This window comes from Oceanobacillus sp. J11TS1 (genome assembly GCF_018333215.1).
GTDB lineage: Bacteria > Bacillota > Bacilli > Bacillales > Amphibacillaceae > Oceanobacillus.
In genome coordinates this window covers 26,828-48,928 of record NZ_BORO01000003.1, presented here as the reverse complement: position 1 = coordinate 48,928, position 22,101 = coordinate 26,828, and the positions used below count along the sequence as shown (strand labels likewise).

Annotated in this window: 23 protein-coding genes, 1 pseudogene and 1 other annotated feature; of the genes and pseudogenes, 12 read left to right on the top strand and 12 right to left on the bottom strand. The window is 38.5% G+C overall.

Annotated features, from left to right (window positions below):
- Positions 1–23: 23 nt before the first annotated feature.
- The 4 genes from garR (at position 24) to KI343_RS20445 (ending at position 4,210) form a co-directional block, all read left to right on the top strand.
- A complete protein-coding gene (gene garR, locus KI343_RS03640) occupies positions 24–926 on the top strand; it encodes a 2-hydroxy-3-oxopropionate reductase (RefSeq protein ID WP_212925084.1) in 903 nt (300 codons plus the stop codon).
- A gap of 1 nt (position 927) precedes the next feature.
- A complete protein-coding gene (locus KI343_RS03635) occupies positions 928–2,367 on the top strand; it encodes a four-carbon acid sugar kinase family protein (RefSeq protein WP_212925083.1) in 1,440 nt (479 codons plus the stop codon).
- A gap of 310 nt (positions 2,368–2,677) precedes the next feature.
- Positions 2,678–2,935, top strand: a binding site (T-box leader).
- Between the two features lie 56 nt (positions 2,936–2,991).
- Positions 2,992–4,002: an MFS transporter gene (locus tag KI343_RS03630; RefSeq protein ID WP_306432537.1), complete on the top strand. Its 1,011-nt coding sequence runs from the start codon at positions 2,992–2,994 to the stop codon at positions 4,000–4,002.
- A 1-nt stretch (position 4,003) separates the two neighbouring features.
- Positions 4,004–4,210: a hypothetical protein gene (locus tag KI343_RS20445; RefSeq protein ID WP_306432536.1), complete on the top strand. Its 207-nt coding sequence runs from the start codon at positions 4,004–4,006 to the stop codon at positions 4,208–4,210.
- Between the two features lie 98 nt (positions 4,211–4,308).
- Here the strand turns inward: KI343_RS20445 and KI343_RS03625 are convergent, their stop codons facing one another.
- Entirely contained in the window at positions 4,309–5,031 is a 723-nt protein-coding gene (locus tag KI343_RS03625) for a ComEA family DNA-binding protein (RefSeq protein ID WP_212925082.1), read from the bottom strand.
- 306 nt (positions 5,032–5,337) lie between these two features.
- On the opposite strand from KI343_RS03625, the gene KI343_RS03620 reads away from it, so the two are divergent.
- The gene (locus tag KI343_RS03620; RefSeq protein WP_244856698.1) at positions 5,338–6,219 is read left to right on the top strand and encodes an EamA family transporter; all 882 of its coding nucleotides are present in this window, start codon (positions 5,338–5,340) and stop codon (positions 6,217–6,219) included.
- Between the two features lie 52 nt (positions 6,220–6,271).
- On the opposite strand, the gene KI343_RS03615 is transcribed toward KI343_RS03620, so the two are convergent.
- Complete coding sequence (locus KI343_RS03615; RefSeq protein ID WP_212925080.1) at positions 6,272–6,670, bottom strand: (deoxy)nucleoside triphosphate pyrophosphohydrolase; 399 nt, start codon at positions 6,668–6,670, stop codon at positions 6,272–6,274.
- Between the two features lie 101 nt (positions 6,671–6,771).
- Positions 6,772–7,269, bottom strand: coding sequence for a hypothetical protein (locus KI343_RS03610; RefSeq protein ID WP_212925079.1), 498 nt, complete (start codon positions 7,267–7,269; stop codon positions 6,772–6,774).
- 421 nt (positions 7,270–7,690) lie between these two features.
- Between KI343_RS03610 and KI343_RS03605 the strand changes: the two genes are divergently transcribed.
- Positions 7,691–8,932 carry a dicarboxylate/amino acid:cation symporter gene (locus KI343_RS03605; protein WP_212925078.1) on the top strand — a complete coding sequence of 414 codons (1,242 nt, stop codon included), beginning with the start codon at positions 7,691–7,693 and terminating at the stop codon, positions 8,930–8,932.
- Between the two features lie 801 nt (positions 8,933–9,733).
- Entirely contained in the window at positions 9,734–10,492 is a 759-nt protein-coding gene (locus KI343_RS03600) for a hypothetical protein (protein WP_212925077.1), read from the top strand.
- Positions 10,493–11,214: 722 nt separating this feature from the next.
- On the opposite strand, the gene KI343_RS03595 is transcribed toward KI343_RS03600, so the two are convergent.
- Positions 11,215–11,445, bottom strand: coding sequence for a hypothetical protein (locus KI343_RS03595; RefSeq protein ID WP_212925076.1), 231 nt, complete (start codon positions 11,443–11,445; stop codon positions 11,215–11,217).
- Between the two features lie 289 nt (positions 11,446–11,734).
- On the opposite strand from KI343_RS03595, the pseudogene KI343_RS03590 reads away from it, so the two are divergent.
- Positions 11,735–11,956, top strand: a pseudogene (locus tag KI343_RS03590) (dicarboxylate/amino acid:cation symporter); the annotation flags it as partial.
- Positions 11,957–12,093: 137 nt separating this feature from the next.
- On the opposite strand, the gene KI343_RS03585 reads toward KI343_RS03590, so the two are convergent.
- The 6 genes from KI343_RS03585 to panB form a co-directional block, all read right to left on the bottom strand.
- Complete coding sequence (locus KI343_RS03585; protein ID WP_212925075.1) at positions 12,094–12,384, bottom strand: hypothetical protein; 291 nt, start codon at positions 12,382–12,384, stop codon at positions 12,094–12,096.
- Between the two features lie 229 nt (positions 12,385–12,613).
- Positions 12,614–13,066 carry a DUF2269 domain-containing protein gene (locus KI343_RS03580; RefSeq protein ID WP_212925074.1) on the bottom strand — a complete coding sequence of 151 codons (453 nt, stop codon included), beginning with the start codon at positions 13,064–13,066 and terminating at the stop codon, positions 12,614–12,616.
- A 62-nt stretch (positions 13,067–13,128) separates the two neighbouring features.
- Positions 13,129–13,503, bottom strand: a complete 375-nt coding sequence (locus KI343_RS03575) for a YbaN family protein (RefSeq protein WP_212925073.1) — start codon at positions 13,501–13,503, stop codon at positions 13,129–13,131.
- 328 nt (positions 13,504–13,831) lie between these two features.
- Positions 13,832–14,215, bottom strand: coding sequence for an aspartate 1-decarboxylase (gene panD, locus KI343_RS03570; RefSeq protein ID WP_212925072.1), 384 nt, complete (start codon positions 14,213–14,215; stop codon positions 13,832–13,834).
- The gene (gene panC, locus KI343_RS03565) at positions 14,208–15,068 is read right to left on the bottom strand and encodes a pantoate--beta-alanine ligase (RefSeq protein WP_212925071.1); all 861 of its coding nucleotides are present in this window, start codon (positions 15,066–15,068) and stop codon (positions 14,208–14,210) included. The genes panD and panC overlap by 8 nt, the downstream gene beginning before the upstream one ends.
- A complete protein-coding gene (gene panB, locus KI343_RS03560) occupies positions 15,065–15,877 on the bottom strand; it encodes a 3-methyl-2-oxobutanoate hydroxymethyltransferase (RefSeq protein WP_212925070.1) in 813 nt (270 codons plus the stop codon). Before panB ends, panC begins: the two co-directional genes overlap by 4 nt.
- A gap of 145 nt (positions 15,878–16,022) precedes the next feature.
- On the opposite strand from panB, the gene KI343_RS03555 reads away from it, so the two are divergent.
- The 4 genes from KI343_RS03555 to KI343_RS03540 all read left to right on the top strand — a co-directional run bounded on the left by KI343_RS03555 (position 16,023) and on the right by KI343_RS03540 (position 20,833).
- On the top strand, positions 16,023–16,883 hold the full coding sequence (locus KI343_RS03555; RefSeq protein ID WP_212925069.1) for an oxidoreductase: 861 nt from the start codon (positions 16,023–16,025) through the stop codon (positions 16,881–16,883).
- 152 nt (positions 16,884–17,035) lie between these two features.
- The gene (locus tag KI343_RS03550; RefSeq protein WP_212925068.1) at positions 17,036–18,619 is read left to right on the top strand and encodes a BCCT family transporter; all 1,584 of its coding nucleotides are present in this window, start codon (positions 17,036–17,038) and stop codon (positions 18,617–18,619) included.
- 314 nt (positions 18,620–18,933) lie between these two features.
- Positions 18,934–19,875 carry a nucleoside hydrolase gene (locus KI343_RS03545; RefSeq protein ID WP_212925067.1) on the top strand — a complete coding sequence of 314 codons (942 nt, stop codon included), beginning with the start codon at positions 18,934–18,936 and terminating at the stop codon, positions 19,873–19,875.
- 10 nt (positions 19,876–19,885) lie between these two features.
- Positions 19,886–20,833: a nucleoside hydrolase gene (locus tag KI343_RS03540; protein ID WP_212925212.1), complete on the top strand. Its 948-nt coding sequence runs from the start codon at positions 19,886–19,888 to the stop codon at positions 20,831–20,833.
- A gap of 111 nt (positions 20,834–20,944) precedes the next feature.
- Here the strand turns inward: KI343_RS03540 and KI343_RS03535 are convergent, their stop codons facing one another.
- A complete protein-coding gene (locus KI343_RS03535; protein ID WP_212925066.1) occupies positions 20,945–21,310 on the bottom strand; it encodes a hypothetical protein in 366 nt (121 codons plus the stop codon).
- Between the two features lie 96 nt (positions 21,311–21,406).
- Entirely contained in the window at positions 21,407–21,994 is a 588-nt protein-coding gene (locus KI343_RS03530) for a LysE family translocator (protein ID WP_212925065.1), read from the bottom strand.
- Positions 21,995–22,101: the final 107 nt, after the last annotated feature.

The window sequence follows — 22,101 nt, the reverse complement described above, 5'->3', positions numbered from 1 at the left end:
ATAGAGAAAAAGGTGGAAGAAAAATGAAAAAAAGAGTTGGATTTATTGGATTAGGAATTATGGGGATGCCAATGACTAGAAATCTATTAAAAGCAGGTTTTCAAGTTACTGCTTTTGATCTAAATCAAGAGGCTGTAAAAACAATTGCTGCAGAAGGTGCAACACCAGCAGCTTCTGGAAAAGAAGTAGCAGAAAATAGCAATGTTGTGATTACCATGCTACCAAAGGGTGTACATGTACGCGCAGCTATTTTTGGTCCAAATGGTGTTATGGAGGGTGCTAATAAAGATACAGTTATTGTGGATATGAGTTCTGTATTACCTACAGAATCCAAGCAATTATCCCTTGATGCGAAAAAACACGGTGTTTCTTTTCTGGATGCGCCGGTAAGTGGTGGGGAGCCGGGAGCAATTGATGGGACACTTGCTATTATGGTTGGCGGACCGTCTGCAGAATTTGAAAATGTAAAACCTATTTTAAAAGCAATGGGAAGAGAAGTTATTTTAGTAGGTGATTCTAGTTGTGGTTCTACTGCAAAATTAGCTAATCAGATTATCGTAAATTTAAATATTGCGGCTGTTTCTGAGGCAGTCACACTTGCAACAAAGGCTGGTATTGATGTAGAGAAGATGTACCAAGCTATACGTGGCGGTCTGGCTGGAAGTGCGGTACTCGATGCAAAAGTTCCAATGATGCTTGACCGCAACTTTGTCGCTGGCGGACGTGTGGATATTAATTTAAAAGATATCACAAATGTTATGAATACAGCGCATGAACTGCATGTACCGCTGCCATTATCGAGTCAGTTGTTAGAGATTTTCCACTCCTTAGCAAGTGATGGAAAGGAAGCATTAGATCATGCAAGTATTGTGCAACATTATGAAAAAATAGCAAATGTGACGGTAAAACGTGAAGAGGTGGAGTGACATGGTAGAAACGTTAAATGTAAAAGAGACCTTAAAAGGCATTAAAGCAGTTGATAGAAAGCAAACGCTATCCGCTCTGCAAGCAGAATTAGCGGATTCTCCATACAAAATTGTTGTTCTTGATGACGACCCTACAGGAATTCAAACAGTACATGGAGTATCTGTATATACCAATTGGGATAGAGTATCGATTGAAGCAGGATTTGCAGAAAAGGAAAGCATGTTTTTCATTTTAACCAATTCACGCGGATTTACAGAGCAAGAAACCATTCGTTGCCATACAGATATTGCAGAACGTGTACAAGCTGTATCTGAGGAGCGGGGTATTCCTTATATTTTGATTAGTCGTTCGGATTCGACGATGCGTGGGCATTATCCTTTAGAAACAGAGATTCTAAAAGAAACCATTGAACGAAAAGGAGCGGTCTCTTTTGATGGCGAAGTTATTATTCCATTTTTCCAAGAAGGCGGAAGGTTCACCATAAATAATATTCATTACGTACAAGATGGCGATATCTTAGTGCCTGCAGGAGAAACGGAATTTGCGAAAGATAGAACATTTGAATTTACTGCTTCGGATCTTGGTGAATGGGTAGAGGAAAAAACGAATGGCCGATACACAAAAGAAAATACCATTTCTATTTCTTTAGAAGATTTACGCAATCAGGCCGTAAATAAGATTAAAGAACAATTATTGCAGGCAAAGGATTTTCAAAAAATCATTGTAAATGCAGTTGGCTACGAGGATGTAGAAGTTTTTGCTACTGCGTTTATTCAGGCAATTCGCACAGGGAAGCAATTTATCTGCAGGAGTGCTGCTGCTTTAACGAAAGTGCTTGGAGGTATCAGTGATAAGCCTTTATTAACCAGAGAAGAGATGCTTATTTCAAAAAGCAGAGAAAATGGTGGTCTTGTTGCAGTAGGTTCCCATGTACAAAAAACAACAGAACAATTACAGCATTTGTTAGATAGCGGGCTAGTAAAAGGAATTGAATTTGATGTGCATCTAGTCAAGAACGAAGAAAAGTTTAAAAAAGAAACAGAGCGAGTCCGCCTAGCTTGTGAGGAAGCGATTAAAAATGGTCAGTCTGTCGTATATTATACTCGCAGAGAACGTCTTGACCTTGGAGAAAATAGGAGAGAAGAAGAGTTGAAGCAATCTGTCAAAATCTCCGATGCAGTAACTAGCATTGTGAAGGATTTGACGGTACAACCGAGTTATATTGTTGCTAAGGGAGGAATCACTTCCAGCAGTATTGGGACGGAGGGGCTGTCTGTGAAGCGTGCAGACGTCGCTGGTCAGGTCAAACCAGGTATTCCTGTTTGGAAGACTGGACCAGAGAGTAAATTTCCAAACTCCGCTTATATTATTTTCCCTGGGAATGTTGGGCAGCCAGAAACATTAAAAGAAGTAGTTGCTGTATTGGAAGGAGAAGGATAGGTATAAAAAGCGTAAAAGGAAACTGATATGACCAGTTACCTTTTACGCTTTTTAGAGAATGAATATAGGTTCAACACCTAAATCAATGATTTAAATATATAAATATGGTAGTGAAAACTAGCTAGCGGAGTGTTTTTTGGGGGTTGCGATTACTCACCTTATCATAACCCGTCGCAGCGGTTTCCTTTATCACTTAAAATTCAGTTTGTAAACCATGGTTTTTGGTGAAGAACCTGAATATTAAACTATTTCCATAATAATCCTTGTAATTTTAATCGAAAACTATATAATAATCCTAAGCCAAATAGATATAAAAGCGTTGAAGAGAAGAGTAAATAGGAGGAAAGCATTACAGAGAACTCCGGTAGCTGAGAAGGAGCATGCGGAACGATATTGAACCAAGCTTCGAAGCTGCACATAGGATTGTTGTATGATGATGTGCCGGTTCTTCCGTTATCGAGAAAAGCAATGTTTGTTTGATTCTGTTGCTTATGGAGGTTTTTGCAGAGATGCAGAAACAAAATGAGGTGGCACCACGATCTTCTGGATAAGAAGTCCCGTCCTCAAAGTTTGATAACTTTGAGGACGCGGGCTTTTTTTATTCTATTGAAAAGGAGAGATTTTATGGAAGGAACTTGGCAAAGCTGGAAAAACACTTCATTCCTTTTAGCAGGCATTGGTGTATCTAATCTAGGGGCTTGGGTTTACCTCATTGCTTTAAATTTAACTATTTTGGAAATGACGGGATCCCCGCTGGCTGTTTCTGCCCTTTATATTTTAATCCCAGTAGCTACAATATTCACCAATTTTTGGGCGGGGTCCTTTATCGATCGTTTAAACCAAAAGCATATGATGATTGGCTTAGATTTATTCCGGGCAGGACTTATTTTTATTCTTCCTTTTTTGGATTCATTATTACTTATCTATCTTTTCGTATTTGGAATAAACGTTGCAAATGCAATGTTCGAACCAGCATCTGTTGTATATATGACGAAATTAGTACCAAAAGGAAATCGTCAGCGGTTTAATGCGCTGCGTAACTTCATTAATTCCTGTGGTTTCATTTTGGGTCCTTCTATTGCTGGAGCATTATTTATGATAGGCAGTCCTTCCTTTGCGATATTTACGAATTCTATTGCACTAAGCATCTCTGCAATGATTATCTTTTTCCTTCCTAATCTGCAGGAGCAAGCTGAAGTGAGGGATAGGATTAATATTCAGTCGATCATTCAGGATTGGAAAAAGACGCTGGAGTATGGATCGGATCACAAATATATTACCTTGATTTATATTTTGTTTGGTTTTGTAACGGGTTTTATGACTGGGCTTGACTCGCTTGAGGCTGCTTTTGCTACGGAGGTTCTGTTATTTGACGAAAGCACCTATGGATTCTTAATTAGTATCGCTGGAGTGGGGATGATAGCTGGTTCCTTAATAAATGCCATATTTGCGAAGTTCTTAAAAGTATATATAGTGATGGGGATAGGAATTATATTTACACCAATTGGCTATTTAGTCTTTGCTTTTTCAACGGATTTTTTTACAGCATCGATCGGTGTCTTTTTATTAATATTTGCTTTGTCTTTTGCGCATACAGGTTTTTTTAACCTTTTATCAAAACAATATTCCAGTTAAGATGATGGGACGTTTCTCTACCGTTTTTGGATTGGTAGAAGCAACTTTCATTGTTTTCTTCACATTAGCAATAGGAATAGCTGCTGAATTGATTGAAATTAGACTCGTTTACGTTGTGGGCTCTTTCTTATTTTTAGGTTTAGGGTTGGCTTTTAATGCAATCGTCCAAAAGAAGAATAAAAGAAATCATTACCAAGCGGCTGAATAAAAAGGTAGCAAAAGATGATTCGGTGTAGGTTGTAATTAGGCTGTTGGAAAAAGAAGCAGACAACATTTCTGTTATGCTGTCTGCTTCTAATCTTGTTGTCAAATCGAATGGTTTCGTCCAGTTGAATATTTATTGGATTCTGTTGTTTGTTTTGTTTCTTCTTCTGTTTCTTCATTGGAAAAGATCATATAGGGTCTCGCTTCAGCCAAGATAAGTTTCTTATCCATTAATTCAAAAAAATGAGCGAAATCTCGAAATGGACCTCTCCGTCTGCGAATCTCTACAATCTGTTCTGCTAAGATATCTTCCACTGAAGGAATTGTTTCTATTTCCTCTTTCATTGCTATGTTCATATTCACTTTGTTGGACGGAGGAATTTGACTGTCATCCTCGGCCTGTACTGCCATTTCGGTGGAATCTGTCGATGGATATGGATTGGAGAATGATCCAACGGTAGTGGTGTCTTCCATTTCATAAGATCCAAGAACTTCTGCTTTTGTTTTGGCAGCTAGAAGTTGTAAGTATGTCCTGCGTGAAAGAACCGCGTTTACCCAAGCGGCAATCCAGCCGATAAGAACGAGAAATACAGAAAGGTCAAATATGTAATGTTCTTGCGGATAATGTTCATCAATGATAAAAAATTGAACCACAAGGAGTAAATAAATAAAACCTGCAATAATCCATTTTAACTTTCTAACACGTACACCAATGTAGAAAAAACTAATAAATGAAGAGAATCCAAACGGGAAAAGTAACCATAGCATCCAGAAGGAATGGAGATACTCCCACTTTTTCCCCATTGGTGTAATAGCACTACGCATGTTCATCTACCCCTTTTTAATTATTTTAGTTGTTTGTTAAGATGATGACATTTTTCATAGAGATAGTTAGCTATATTTTAGCATAGTATATGGAAATGTAGGGCAGGTCGTTATTATTCTTGCTTAAATTAAGTTGTTTAATTTCTCTAAATATTCATTTTCCATTATAATCAAGAAAGCATGACATTCGGAAAAACTTATTACGATGATGAGAGAATCCTACTCTAGATCATTACCATTCTAAACTTAGGTTATTACATATATTTACACAAATAACATGAGATGAATAGACGGAGGGAAGCTGTTTTGAGAAAAAGTTGGGCACCATTTTTAATTGTGATTGCAGCGATGCTTTGGGGAACAACTGGAACGACACAGGCGCTGGCTCCAAGTAGTGCGCATCCCATTGCTATTGGAGCGACAAGGCTTGCGGTTGGGGGCTTGTTTTTATTATTCGTTGTTTTCATCACAGGAAAAGGAAATTTTGCAAACTGGCCAATAAAGGCGACAATTATTGCTTCTTTAAGCATGGCTTTGTATCAGCCCCTGTTTTTTTCTGCTGTGATGACAACAGGTGTTGCAGTTGGAACAGTTGTAGCAATTGGAAGCGCTCCAATTCTTTCTGGTCTGATAGAATGGATTTTTATACGGGTACGTCCGCAGAGAGTGTGGTGGGTTTCTACAGCATTATCCATTATTGGCTGCCTATTGTTATTTGCAAATCAGGAAGCAGTTTATGTTGATCCTCTGGGAATATTGATGGCACTGGGAGCTGGGCTCACGTTTGCGTGCTATACATTATCTAGTGGAAAGCTTGTGGAGAATCATTCTTCGTTATCTGCTGTTGCGGTCGTTTTCACACTTAGTGCAATGATGTTATCTCCGCTATTATTCTTGTTTGATATGAGCTGGCTAACCAGTGTACATGGTGTAGTTGTCGCGTTACAGCTTGGGGTGATGGCAACGGGGATTGCTTACTTATTATTTGCACAAGGGCTTCGAAATGTTGCTTCATCGACGGCAGTGACATTAGCCCTTATCGAACCGCTGACTGCCGCTTTATTAGGTGTCTTTGTATTAAATGAATCCTTGTCACTTTTGTCTTGGGTCGGCGTTTTATTATTGATGCTTGGTGTAGGAACGTTAATTTGGGCTTCGCGAAAACGAGAAATTGCTGAACCAGCTTAGAGTAAATAGAAAGAGGCCTGCATAAGCAAATGGATTACTTATGCAGGCCTCTTTATGATAATTCATCCATAAGTGCTTTAACCGCTGGTACATCTGCGGGCGCCCAATGCAAAGAAACCAGGTTTTCTCTTTGCAGCCAGACAAGCTGAGCATGTTCACTTTTTTGGGGAACGCCTCGAATTAATTTTGCTTTAATGGCTATGAGCTGAATAATAAATGTCTCGTATTCATGTACATTCTCGTGGAAGACTTCTTGTGCTTTAATTCTGCAGGACATCTCTTCATATAATTCACGCTCCAAGGCGGTAAATAGATTTTCCCCTTCCTCTACCTTACCACCGGGGAATTCCCACATATTCGGAAGTGACATATGCTGGGAGCGCAATGCACATAAAATTTCATGGTCTTGATTCTCTATAATTGCTGCAACAACCTGCACCGTTTTCTTCAAAATGAAAACCTCCTGCCCCTAATACATATTCTACCTATAGCATAGCATGTTTATCTGATTTCTGTAACGATGCAATTTGGCAAAGCAGTTGCAAGATAGCTTCATTCTTCTTCAAAAAAGGAGTGGAAATAGTTATACATAGCATTTTCTTTATCTAAAACTTTATATAATTTTCCATCTTGACCTGCAGGAACAATTCGGATGTATTCGTTGGTAATATATAAATAGAGATGATTCCCATCGGATAAACTCATGTCCACTGTATATTCTTGACTGTCACTGGAGATTCGACCGCCATTGTAAATCCGCACATCTTCAATAAGAACCCTGGTAATATCATTTGATTGTTGGAGTGTAACTTTTTCTTCGCTTTCCGAAAGCGCCGGTTCATCGCTATTCAGGTGACTGGCATCCGATTTTGTGATGGTAATGGAATCAACTCGCCTTCGTTCGCCTTCGCTGGTCAGCACATCGGATAAAACAATAGGCAGGTTTGTTGGTAAGGAGGATAAGGAAATTTTAAAAAAGAAAATAAAAACAAGGAGAATAAGGATAATAAAAGCAAGGACACTGCCGATAATAATGGATTTTTTAGACATGGATTTCGCTCCTTATAATATAGTCACATGATTATCATATAACAAAATGCACGATAACATACTATGAATGATGTTCTCATAATTAAATATGGCGAGTTTTTAGGCGGTATAAATTCCAGAGATATAGTTTTCTGAATGTTAATTGCTGAAATTGGAATATATACGTTAATAGCTTCATAAAAATGTAGAGACACGTGTTATCTAAAGTGGTTCTGCATTTTTTATGATTTTTAGTCCTTGTAAAATAATGAATTGTTTTAAAGCGTTTTATGAAAAGTATCTTTTTGCAATCATAAACTATAAATTCTACGTAGCAGAAGCCAATTTAGATGATAAGTTTTAAATGGATTTCTTTATCTTCTTATTTTATGACAGCGCTTTCTTTCGTGTGGATTAAATTTGAATAGAGAGGGTGTCTTAAATGAAAGCTAAAAACCTGACTAGAAATATACTTATTGCATTGATAGCTGGTGCCGTTGTTGGTATGGCTTTGACGTTTGCTCCTGAAAGTTTTTTTGGTCCTTTGGATAGATATGTATTAGACCCGGTTGGTCAAATATTTATTAATCTCATTATGATGTTGGTTGTTCCTTTAGTATTTGTATCTATTGTTTTAGGGACAGCAGGTCTTGGTGAGCCGGCAAAATTGGGGAAAATCGGTATTTTTACAATTTCATTCTTTTTAGCAACTACTGCTATTGCCATTAGTATCGGTTTAGCATTAGCTTATCTGGTGAAGCCGGGGAAATCGGGGATTTTTGACACATCCAACCTGGACGGTTATACACCAAGTGAAGCACCGCCTATAATGGAGACATTGGTTAATATCATTCCTTCGAATCCGATAGCGGCATTGTCCGCTGGAGAAATGCTGCAAATCATTGCGTTCGCCATATTTATTGGGATTGCGTTGGCTTATTTGAGTAATAAGACAAAAGGTATTTTTAATTTATTTGAACAGGCAAATGATATTTTGGGCTGGCTTGTTATGTTGGTTATGCGGTTCGCCCCATACGGTGCTTTTGCGCTAATTGCATCGGCAATTGGCAGTGCCGGACTCAATGCAGTTGGTTCAATGTTGAGTTATCTGTTAACAGTTATTGCAGGGCTTCTTCTGCATGCTTTGCTTATTTACTCTCTGGCTGTCTGGGTTTTAGGACGCGGGAATCCAATTACATTCTATAAAGAATTTTTTCCTGCTATGACGGTGGCATTCAGTACCTCCAGTTCCAATGCAGCGCTCCCGATATCGATGAAAACGGCACAAGAAAATCTTGGTGTAAAGAAAGAAATCAGCAGTTTTGTGCAGCCGCTCGGAGCAACGATCAATATGGATGGTACAGCAATTATGCAAGCGGTAGCAACAGTATTTATTGCACAAGTATATAATCTGCCGCTTACCATGGTGGATCTATTGATGGTTGTACTTGTAGCTACGCTGGCAAGTGTCGGTACAGCAGGTGTACCAGGCGTTGGCTTAATTATGTTGGCGATGGTTCTGAACCAAGTTGGGCTTCCTGTTGAAGGTATCGCATTAATCATCGGTATTGACCGAATTCTTGATATGCTGAGAACATCTCTTAATATCTCTGGAGATGCGGCATGTGCTTATATTTTATCTGAACGGGAAAAGCGGAAAAATAACAAACAAGTGAATGGATAGGGAGGAATACAGGGATGAAAATTTCTTCACCTGTCCGTTTTCTTTTTAGGAGCATTTTATAGAAAAGCATCCTTGAAGCAGTGTAATCCTAATAGGGGGTTACGCTGCTTTTCCTTTGTAAACTCAGGTTCAAATGGCAACTGCATATTTCACATGAAAAAAGACAGAGTGGATCTGTATATCGAATAGCTGGCAGGAAGAAGAGAAATGATGGTACCTATCCATCTAATCTAATCAAATAGTAACCTGGATTCCCATATACTCGCAATGAGGCAAGAAAGTGATGGAACAAGGCCTGATACTTTAAGGATTTTCTTACTTCCTCGTTATGTGAAGGCGGGAATCCAGGTAGTAAACTGTTTTTCCTAAAGAGAATGTATTGTGTTGCGTCGTGCATAAATTCCGTAACACGTAAAAAGGAAAGATAGCCATTGCAGAGAATTTAAAGCCAATTTATAAAGCAAGTACAAAAACAGAAGTAAAAGAGCAGTTACAAGCTTTTAAAAAGGGGTGGCAATCAAAACACCCAAAAATTGTGCAATCATCGTAAGAAGAACTAGATGTTCTTCTTACGTTTTAGATCACCCTTCTTTCATCCAGCGATATACACGAAAAATATCATTGCACAGACCATAAAAAGAAATCAAAAAGCGTCCAAAAATATGAATAGCTTACCAAAAGTGAGAACCTTTAAGTAAGTGATTATATTTACGAAAATATTAAAAAGTCAAAAAATATGTTTACTTAATGCATTGATAGGAAATAGACATATATACAAAATTATAGAAAGGATGAATAAAAGTGTTTAGAATATTCAAAAGGAAAGTAACTATTTTTAGCATGATTTTCATTATTTTTACAATCATGCTAGGTACAAGTGCGATTTCAGCTGAGGAAAATAATGTCCCTGAGGAATCCAGCTCTCCTGATAAATACGCAGAGTACTTAAAGGAACAGTCAATCAGCTCACTTTCATCTGATAATGAATTTGAATCTGCACTTGAAACATTTAACGCTATGAGCAAGGAAGAACAAGAGCAATATCTTTCGTATATCAACGACCCTGAAGTGTTGAATGATATGTATGAAGCATTAGCATCATTAGAAATTGAAGAAGGTGAATCTTTTGCCTCCAAAGAAATCTATGGTGGTGATATTAAGGTAAGGACTTATAAAAGTGAAAGCAGTGATATTGGTCCTTTGGAGGATTATAATTATGCTCAAGGACATAATAGTGAGGCAGAAATTGGCGGTATTAATGTAATAAGAGTAAATATCTATATGCAATGGGATTCCTCTAGCAGCAGTTCTGGATGTTGTATTATAAGTTCAGTAAACGATGCAACTAATACCGTAATAGAAAACGTCATCCCGCTTCAAGAAGTTAATGCAACTGAAAGACAACCATATATTACAGGTAGCGGAACCCAAGCGGTTTATTCAGTTCTATATAACATTAGATATTCTTATGAGGATATTGGTACAGGAGGTGCAGCTTTCAAACATGAAATGGTTGCATACGGTACAGGGGATAGTGTTGCAGGCATATTTTTTCAATAATTTTTAATTAATAATACTAAAACAACAAAAGACACCTTATCGGAGGTGTCTTTTGTTGTTTTAGTGCACCGGGTATATACACACACTCTATAGGGTTGAGGTCCCAAACTACGAAGGCAGTAGTAATGGTTAGTACTTAAAACAAGGGTGTCTGGGGTGGACTAGAATCTGAAAGAAGTCGACAGCAAGCCTCCACCGCTAAGAGCACGAACTTCATACAAGGCTAAATGTATATGAATGAGAGCAAAAGAGGTTAAAGTACATACTGCCGAAGGATGCATCGAATAAGATGAAGAGGAAGAGCGTGTACTTACCTTGGAAGGACTGATAGAAAAGCGGTACACAACCGTAATTGGACATGTAATATAGATAACTTATAGGGAAAGGTGGTTTCACAAAATGAGCAATGTTCACGGTTTATTCAAGAATCCTTTGGTTGGTTATACTTTCTTTCTAGGAAAAGGGATGGACTTTGTAAACGCGGAGGTAGCTCTAATTGGTGTTGCCTATAACTTCAAAAGGTTAACAAAAATTAAAAAAGGTTTTGGAAAATGTGGAGTTACTAGTAGCTTAACCGTACTAAAGCCCTTTAATTTTTTCAATTTCAGTAATTTTACACGTGAATTGAAGAGATAATACGTTTAAATTCTAAATATTTGTTAGACAGTCTGACGTAGGGTGGTGTGAGAGATCGGAGGTTAGCCACCTCCCCCTACTCGATTTTATTTATTATTTTTTACAAACTCTTCTAATAAAATAAGCCCCACTCCTAAAATAAGAGGGATTAATATTGTCCAGTTAATAAAACTTGGGGACATATCAATCATTGCTTCCCAATTTTCTACATTTACAATTTGAATGTGTGATGTCAATATCGCAGTACTTATTAGTTTAGCTATATAAATAAATGCGGATATAAATAGGAGAGAAATACCTATTATTGTTCGACTCATATTAAAAACCTCCTATAATTAAAATATACTTTGAAAAAGAATATACGATTGAATCAAAAGACATAATTTTCATTCCTCTTTAAAATTTGACTAGACAAGAATTTACTTATTGTATGTAAGTAGATTCATATTCGTTATTTACCCTATATTCCCATCTATGAAACACTTTCTCATATATAAATAACTAGTATTTATATATAATTTAATCTTGTGATCACGCGCGTTAAATATCCATTAACTCCCAATGACGATAACATCTTTTGCCTTTCGTACAGATTTTGAGCTAAACTCAAGTGTCGGTACAGCAGGTGTACCAGGCGTTGGCTTAATTATGCTGGCGATGGTTCTGAACCAAGTTGGTCTTCCTGTTGAAGGTATCGCATTAATCATCGGTATTGACCGAATTCTTGATATGCTGAGAACATCTCTTAATATCTCTGGAGATGCGGCATGTGCTTATATTTTATCTGAACGGGAAAAGCGGAAAAATAACAAGCGAGTGAATGGATAGGAGAAAAAAACTTTCTTGATTTGTATGTTATTTGGAGGTCGTTTTTAGAGAAGTATTCTGGAAAAACAGCGTAATCCCAATAGAGGGCTACGCTGTTTTTTCCTTTATAAAATCAGGATCAGGAATGACGTCTTATTTTACATAAAAAAAGATAGTATGAACCTGCATATATAAAAAATGATAGGAAGAAACGAGATAAGGATGCCGCTCCTTTTTAATTGAAATAAATAGTAAAAAGTTGGTCCTAAAGCCCAGACAGCAATGAGTAAAAAGAAATTCAAACCAAAATACTCATTATCTCCATCAGCAATAGCTCTCCCCGTGAAGAAGGAAGATAAGATGATGGTGATAAATCCTGTTATGATGAAATAGGGCAGAAGGGAGCGATTGTTGCTTCCTTTTAATTTATTTTCAGAAGTAGACTTCATGAGAAATCATCTCCTATTCAAGTGATTAATTAAGCCTTTGTGTATAAAGTTAAATGTTTTCCTGTTTTTAATTGTATACCCTTTAAATGTCCCCTGTAAATTTATTTTGTTTGATTATAATTGTACTTGGGCTTTTCTCAAATATATATCTTTATTCTTCCTTTTTAAACATTAAAAAAGGCTGGCAAGCCCCAACCTTGTAAGAAAAATGATTCCTCTTTCGTTAAATTTAAAAAGGCTTTGTAATCATTAAAGCAATAATAATTAAAAACATCGTATTGATTAGATATTCATAGAAAAATAGCTTTTTAGACAGCGTGAAATATTCAGAAGGTATATCTTCTCCTTTATGTTGTTTCAACAAAGCTTTAATCGGTTTAGAGCTTGAAACCAATACAGTCGGACCAGCTGCCAAAGCGATTAAATAAAGAATGAGGCTAGTGATATACCAACCTTGCTGGAGGAGATAGGTATTTAAAAATCCCATCCATATCCCGGTTATCAAAAGCAATGTGCCGCCAATCATAACAAATTGATGAAGTTTGTTTCGGATTGCGTAGGCATGTTTCAACTCGGTCATGTTGGAAGCTTTTTTGGCAATCGGCGTCATCACAAAACCGGGTCCCATCCCTAAAATGGCAGAAAAGATATGTATTAATACAAGAATTTCATAAAACGTCATGGTGCAAGTCACCTCCAAATACAAATAGCATGCAATCTTCTATGGCAATAGGTGCACCATTTCTAGACAGCATGCTTTTTAAGTGTTTTTTGTTTCAGAATAAAACTTGTAAAGTATGCTCCAATCAGTGCAAGCAGGATTTTGACGGCAACGAGTGGAACAGCAAAAAAGATGGTAAAGGATAAGGATAACCATAAAACCGATACAGCAGTAATTTTAGCTTTTAATGGAATTCCTTTTCCAGCACGGTAATTTTTGATATAAGAGCCAACGTATTTATTTTTGAGCAGCCAATCGTATAATCTTGTGGAGCTTTTCGAATAACATGCTGCAGCTAGTAATAGAAATGGCGTGGTAGGCAGCAGTGGTAAAATAATACCGATTATTCCTAGTCCAAGCGAGAGGGACCCGCAGCTAATTAAAAATGCCTTTTTCATTTTAACACCAACTTTAGCTTTGATTGAACTTAATCTAGGGAATGATCCAATATGCTTTTCTGTACGTTTTCATCATCATCATTACTACCATTTTATAATAAAAGTGCTCCTTGTGAAGGGGAATAAGATGACTAATTTGTGGAGATTTCGGATAGCAAGGGAAGCACGAATCTATTCCATATAATAAGACCTGAAAATATTAAATAAAGGCAGGCAGAGGATTAACAAAGTGGAAGTTAAGAGAAAGAAGAGGTGAAATTAGCAGAAATAACTTTCAATAAAAAGGAAAAAGGACCTTACCAGTAAGCAAAGTCCTTTAAATCAGTAATTATAAAACCAGCTGATTTTCCTTTTCCACAATCAATTCCACAATTTGATTCTCTTCATTCATCACCGCAACCTTTGGTGTATGATTTTTAATTTCTTCCTGCCCTAACTGCACATAAGAGATAATGATAATAATATCACCAATCTGCACTAAACGGGCAGCTGCGCCGTTTAAACAGATTTTGCCGCTCCCGCGTTCTCCGGCAATGACATAGGTTTCTAGACGAGCCCCGTTATTATTATTGACAATAGCTACTTTTTCATTCGGTAAAATATCGACAGCGTCTAAAATATCTGCGTCGATGGTAATGCTGCCGACGTAATTTAAGTTGGATTCTGTCACGCGTGCCCGGTGAATCTTACCGTTCATCATTGTTCTAATCATGGTTTTCTCCTTTAATAATGATATTATCAATCAGTCGAGCTCTTGAAAATTTCACAGCCAAGGAAATGAAAATTTGACCAGTAATTTCTTTCTGTTCCACTAATTCCGGATAACTGGAAACAGCGATATCTTCAATTGTGCCAGAGGTATTCGTTGTTAAATGGTCTCGGATCATATCGATTAGCTTCCTGCTGTTTCTTTCTCCGGCGTCATACATTTCCTCTGCTTTTTTTAAGCTTTGATATAAATGAATGGCCTCTTTCCGCTCCTGCGCTGTCAGATACACATTGCGGGAGCTTTTGGCAAGACCGTCTGCTTCACGTATGGTATCTATACCGATAATTTCAATGGGATGGTTAAATTCATCGACCATTTTTTCAATAATCGCAAGTTGCTGTGCATCCTTTTTTCCAAAATAAGCGTAATCTGGCCGAATAATGTTGAACAATTTATTTACGACCGTGACAACGCCGTCAAAATGTCCTGGACGTTTGGATCCTTCTAGTACCTCGGCCATGCGGTTAACTTTCAGTGAAATGGCTAAGGGTTGAGGGTACATTTCCTCTACACTTGGATAAAATACATAATCAACACCAAGCGGCTCTAACTTTGCCTGATCACTTTCGATATCTCTTGGATAGGCATCAAAATCTTCATTCGGCCCAAATTGAAGCGGATTCACAAAAATGCTTACAACAGTAATATCGTGATTACGTAAAGAGGCTCGGACCATCGTTAAATGACCCTCATGTAAAGCACCCATGGTGGGCACAAAGCCGATTTGTTTTTGTTCTCTTTTTAATGTTTGTATAATAGCTTTCATTTCATTAACGGTTGTAATTCGTTTTGTCATTCGTTTACCTCATCCATGATTTGTTTCTTATACGTAAATTCAGGTGATGGAAATATACCTGCTTTGACTTCCTCATGATAGGTTTTTAACGCGTCCACGCCTGTCGAAAAGTCTCCGTAGCGTTTCACAAATTTTGGCTTGTGGTCCACACCATAATGTAACACATCGTGATAAACGAGAACTTGTCCATCGGTCTCTGCGCCTGCACCAATACCAATGACAGGGATAGATAAGACTTTTGTAATGACTGCTGCAAGGTCACTTGGAATGGCTTCTAAGACAAGCATAACAGCACCACTCTGTTCGATACGTTTCGCATCTTCAATCAGTGCCTCTGCTGCTTCCTTAGATGTGGCCTGAAGCTTATAGCCGGTAATCCCAAAGCTTTGCGGTGTGAGTCCGAGATGTGCAACGATTGGAATACCGTTTTGTGTGCATTTTTTAATCAAGGGGGCAATATGCGCGCCTTCAATTTTCAGGGCATTCGCATTGGTATCTCGATATAATTCCATTGCATACTGGATATCGGTTGTATCATCAATACCCACTGTACCAAATGGCATGTCCACCACTATGTACGTATCTTTCGCCCCTCGGCGTGCTGCACGGGCGTGGTGTTTCATGTCTTCAAGTGTTACGTCTACCGTACTTTCATAACCGAGAACGGTCATGCCTAGCGAGTCCCCGACCAAAATGATATCTATTCCAGCTTGCTCTGCCTGCTTTGCGCTTGGATAATCGTATGCTGTGAGCATGGTAATTTTTTCGCCGTGATTTTTCATGTCCATGAAATCTTTCAGGAGTTTCATTTCTATCACCTACTATTTTTATTCTATTTCTTATTATAAAATTATCTGTATAGTTTCACAATGGCAAATTATTAGCTTGTGTGTTAGGGATATGTACAATGTAGGCTAAATCTGTGAGCATTTTTAAAAAGGTGGGGAATAGAAAATGTATAAATTTGGAGTAATTGGGCCTGGAGCAGTGGGATCCATTATTGGAGAATCTCTGCAAAAGAGTGGATATCCTGTGACCTTGCTAGGAAGGAAAGCGGGAGAGGTTCGCATCGAAAGGGTTGGAACACCAGAAGTAGTGATTCTTCCAGTAGAACAAATTTCAGAAGAGGAGAGTGTATTTGATTATCTTTTTATTACGGTGAAGGGAACACAACTAGAAGGAATTATGCCATATTTAGAGAAGCTTAAGCATGCGGATACGGTTTGTGTTCTTTGCCAAAACGGCTATGGACAGCTGGAAAAATTTCAAATTCCTCATGCTTATCAAGCCGTGGTCTATATTAGCGGGCAGAAAAAGGACCAAGTAGTAACTCATTTTCGTGACCGCACATTAATATTACCGGAAAATGAAGTAACAAAAACATTAAAAGAAGCCATAGCAGAAAGCGATTTGGATATGCAATTACGTGCGGATTATCGTTACGAGGTTTGGTATAAGTTAATGGTTAATTTAGCGATTAATTCCGTAACCGCACTCAGCGGAAATACAGCGTTCATTCTGCGGGAAGAAAAAGTGCGCAGGTTATGTGAAAACCTAATTCGTGAGGGAATAAAGATTGCTGCAGCAGAAGGCGTTCATTTTGAGGAAAAGACGATAACTGCTATTATGAACATTTATGCTGGCTACCCACCTTATATGGGAACAAGTATGTATTATGACAGGATGAACGGACAAGCGATGGAGATTGCTTATATACAAGGCTATCTATATGAGAAAAGCAGAGAGCATGATTTACATACGCCTTGTTTAGATACGGTTTACAGTTTGCTTTTGGCGAGTGAGATGAGAAAATAAAAAAAGGTTCCTTTCCGCAGTATAGCGCTGTAGAAAGGAGCCTCTTTTTTTGAGTGTTTAGTGTGTGTTTTTCTGTGGTACTAATAGACAAGGAAGTTATTTAGCAATTTACAATAATAACAGCTAGTAAATGAAAGAGAGGAGATTTTACAATGGACGCGCCTAAACGGCAGAAGAATAAAAGCTTGGTTGAGAAAAGCATTGTTATCCCTTCAATTGTGATTATAGCGATTGTTAGTTTTCTATTTGCAATGTATACAAGCGAGTCCATGGAATTATTGGATAATATTTTTAATACATTAGTAGATACCCTGAAATGGGGTTATTTATGGTACGCATTTTTAATTGTTATAGCGGCTTTCTATTTTTCATTCTCTAAATATGGAAAAGTAGTTTTGGGGGACCCGGCAAAGAAACCAAGATACAATTTATTTGAATATGCATCCATCTTAGTTGCCATGGGGCTTGGTTCCACCGTAATGCGGACAGGGCTGACGCAATGGAGTGAGGTTTCGAATGATCCGCCATTTGGACTGGATGCAGGATCGATGGAGGCGATTCTTGCCGGAAATTCTTATAGTATGTTTTTATGGACCTTCCAAACCTTCGCCGTCTTTGTTATGGTAGCGCCGGCGATGGGATATCTTTTATATGTACGGAAGAAACCAAGAATGCGTATTTCAGAAGCCTGCCGTGTGATATTCGGTGATAAATTTACAGACGGAATTGGCGGAATTATTCTTGATATTTTATTCTTAGTCAGTATTTTAGCTGGAGCTGCCGTGACATTAGGCCTGGGGACACCGATTGTTACGTATAATCTAGCAGAATTATTTAATATCGAAGTAACATTTCCTTTTACGGTTATTGTAACAATAATATGGGTTCTAGGTTTCTCTATCAGTGCGTATGTAGGGATTGATAAAGGAATTAAACGATTAAGTACCTTAAACATGTATCTTGCAGGCGCATTTGCAATTCTTATTCTTATTATAGGACCAGGTATCTTTATCTTAAATTTCTTTTCAGATTCAGTTCGATACCTACTCTCTAATTATATGAATTTTTCTCTGTATACCGACTCGCTGAATTTAGAAGGCGGTACCCACATAGAAAGTCATACGGTTTTTTGGTTTGCATATAATGCAACTTGGGCGATGCTCCACGGTGTTTTTGCTGCAATTGTATCGAAAGGCAGAACGATTAAAGAGATGATCCTAACGTATCTATTGGCGCCGACACTATTATCTTGGATTGCGACAGGTGTGCTGGGAGGACTAAGTGTTCATCGCCAAGTGACAGATACCTTGCCAGTACTGGATATTGTCCAAAATCAAGGCTTGGAGGAATCAATTCCTGCTATCTTGAGTTCCCTGCCAATGCCAGCATTAACAATCATCTTGTTTACCATTATTGCGACGGTTTTCTTAATTACTACATTAGATTCAACAACTTATACTGTAGCAACCTATATGTCTAATCAAGATATGACGAAATCCGCACCTTATAAATCGTTAAGAATCTTAATAGCAGCTTTGATTACCGTTCTTGCTTTAACGCTGATGAGTGTAGGCGGCCTGTCTCCACTAGAAGTGTTATCAGGATTAATGGGAATACCGATCATTATCATTCAAATTCTAACGGTCTTTGCTGCTAAAAAAATGATGGACGAGGACCGGGCTTGGGTGAAAAATGTTCGGAAAGCAAGGTATTCTTCTAAATCACAGGAAAAATAAAATTAGACAGGCACTCATAATGGATAAATACTCCAGTGTGGGTGCCTGTTATGTTTAACGACAATTATATTTTTACGAATTGAGAACTTTCCACCAGCTATTTTCTTCCGTGGCATAAAAGTCTTCTTACATTTCTAGCTTTTATTGTACTAAAGAAGGGTTGGTGCAAGGCCAGCAGTGGTTTTGGAGGAAGCAGATACAGGTTTATACTTTTTTGAAAACAATGATTCTTCCGCATGATTCTGTGATAAGCTATAGATAGATTAAGTGCAGTAAAAGCGTTTCAATGTTTAATGAAAAAGGAGTTAATACGTATGAAAAAGAAAGTATATTTAAACCATGATGGTGGTGTGGATGATTTAATCTCGCTATTTTTATTATTACAAATGGAAGATGTCGATGTAGCAGGGGTCGGGGTTATTCCGGCAGACTGTTATCTGGAGCCGGCTGTTTATGCAAGCCGTAAAATTATCGACCGTTTTGGAAAGGGACAGGATGTGGAGGTGGCAGCATCCACTTCCCGCGGGAAAAATCCATTTCCAAAAGATTGGCGCATGCATGCTTTCTTTGTAGACGCCTTACCTATATTAAATGAGTCTGGAAAAATAGAAGCAAAGCTTGCAGAAGAAGCAGCGCACGAGCATTTGGTAAAGGTACTTCGTAAGAGTGACGAGAAAATAACACTTGTGTTTGTCGGTCCCTTAACGGATTTGGCTAGAGCATTGGAAATTGCTCCAGATATTGAAGAGAAAATTGAAAAGCTTGTCTGGATGGGTGGAACATTCCTGGAAAATGGCAATGTCGAGGAGCCGGAGCACGACGGTACAGCAGAATGGAATGCTTTTTGGGATCCGGAGGCAGTAAAAACCGTATGGGACAGTTCGATTGAAATTGACTTAATTGCTTTGGAAAGTACGAATATGGTTCCATTGACGATAGATGTTAGAGATAGATGGGCTGCTGAACGCCGGGATATCGGGATTGATTTCCTCGGACAGTGTTATGCAATGGTACCACCGCTTGTACATTTTCAAACGAATTCAACGTACTTCTTATGGGATGTTTTGACAACAGCAACCATTGGAAAGCCGGATCTGGTAAAGAAAAAAGAGGTCAAAACCGTTGTTCATCCAGATGGAGCCAGTCAGGGGAAAACCGAGATTTCAGAGTCTGGGCGCCCCGTTCAGTTTGTTTATGAAGTTAACCGGGATGCTTTCTTTAACTATATTACGGAATTAGCGAGACAGGAGAAATAAGGTGAATAAAATGAGAAGAATTATTATTGATACAGATACAGCCGGGGATGATACTATCGCACTTTTGACAGCGATGCATCATTTTAAAGTGGAAGGGGTAACGATCACGGGCGGGAATGTGGCCTTTGACCAAGAGGTGGAAAACGCACTGTATACGATTCAGGTTGCTCACCCAGAAGAAAAAGTACCTGTATATAAAGGTTTAGAGCGTCCACTGCTCGCAACAGGGAAAGAAAAACATCGGACAGTAGAAGACGTTCATGGAGATGATGGTATGGGCGGTGCACATTTTCCTAAAGCAGATCAGCGCCCGGAGGCAGGACATGCTGTCGATTTTATTATTGAAAAAGTCAAAGAATACCCGGGAGAAGTAAGCATTTTAGCTATTGCCCCACTGACGAATATTGCTATGGCCATTAAAAAAGACCCTTCGATTATTAAGGATATTCCCCATATTTATATTATGGGTGGCACGAATAATACATTAGGAAATATTACACCGGCAGCGGAGTACAATTTCTATGTTGATCCAGAAGCAGCCAGGCTTGTGTTGCATTCCGGCATTCCGATTACAATGGTCGGGTGGGATGTGTGTACGCGTTATTCTATTATGGATGACAATGATCATGCAGAGATCGCTGAGCTGAATACGGCAGGTTCCCAGTTTTTTATTGATATCAATCGAGTGGTGATGCAGTTCAATAAATCCGTCCACCGTCTGAATGGAACGACGCATCCTGATACACTGTTAGTAGCTATTGCAGCAGATGAAAGTATTATGACAGAATCCCATGATTATTATGTAGACGTGGAAACAAAAGGAGAGCTGACAAGAGGTTATAGTCTGGTCGATGTGAATAACCGCTTAGAGAAGGAACCAAATGTGCGTGTTTGTGAAGCAGTAGACCGTGAACGGTTTAAAAAGAATTTGTTCGATGTTTTAGAAGCGATTAAGTAAATGATAGATAATACAATAAGAAAACGAGGCTAATGAGTGAAGAGCCTCGTTTTTTATGTAGATAGTATGGAAGGGAGAAGCAGAACCGGCTCGATCCGGACTGGGCTCGCTTCAAATTAAGGCTAACCGATCCAACCTGAGCACAAAGCGCTCCACCCAGAGCCGAATCCGCTCCAAACTGTAGGAAAGCGCTCCGACCATAAGTGTACGCGCTCCAAACCGTGAAAAAGCGCTCCGACCATAAGTGTACGCGCTCCAAACTGGTAGAAAAGCGCTCGAACCAATAACCGCTCCAAACCGAAGGAAAAGCGCTCCGACCAAAGGTGTACGCGCTCCAAACCGGGAAAAAGCGCTCGAACCAATTAACCGCTCCAAACCGTGGGAAAGCGCTCCGACCATAAGTGTACGCGCTCCAAACCGGGAAAAGGCGCTCCGACCATAAGCCTCCCTGCTCCAAACTGTGAAAAAGCGCTCCAACCAAAAGCCTATAGCTCCAATCCAGGCACAATCCGCTCCAACCTTAAGCCTAACCGCTCCATCCCAGTACTAAATTTAGCTTGTTTTCCTATAAAGTTATCCTATCAAAATAGCAAATGCACTATAAATAAGTAATAACCCCATAACAATATTAAAGATACGTTGATAACGGACTAAGAAGTTTTGGAGTACAGAACCGAATAAACTCCAGGTTATGGAACTGCAGATACCGACAATGCCGAGAAAAAGGCAGAACACAATATAGCTTGCAACTGAATTGTAATAGGGTAATAAAAACGTGGAGACAACTGCAATGCCATAAAGAATTGCTTTTGGATTAATAAACTGCATGAATGCTCCGATGATAAATAAATTCTTATGTGCTTTTGTGGAAGTTTCCCCCTTACTTCCTGAACTAGTAAATGTTTTATAGGCGAGGTAAAGCATATAAAAAACCCCTAGAAACTTTAATGGTGTTTCAATAAACGGCAAAATTTCAATCAGAGCTCGATTAAAAAAACTGCAAATGAAAGCAATGAGAAAGAAGCCTGCACCAACACCGATACAAAATGATAGCGTATTTCTAAATCCATAGCGATTGGCGAAGGAGATAGCCATAAAATTATTTGGTCCAGGTGTAAAACTACTGATGAAAACAAATGTAAGAAAAGGTACTATAGGCATGGATGTAAAGCTCCTTTTATGATTAAGAATAAAGCTTATTATACATTAGAAAAATCAGAGAAGGAATATAGGGTTTATACAATTGATATTTTTCCGAAATCATCATT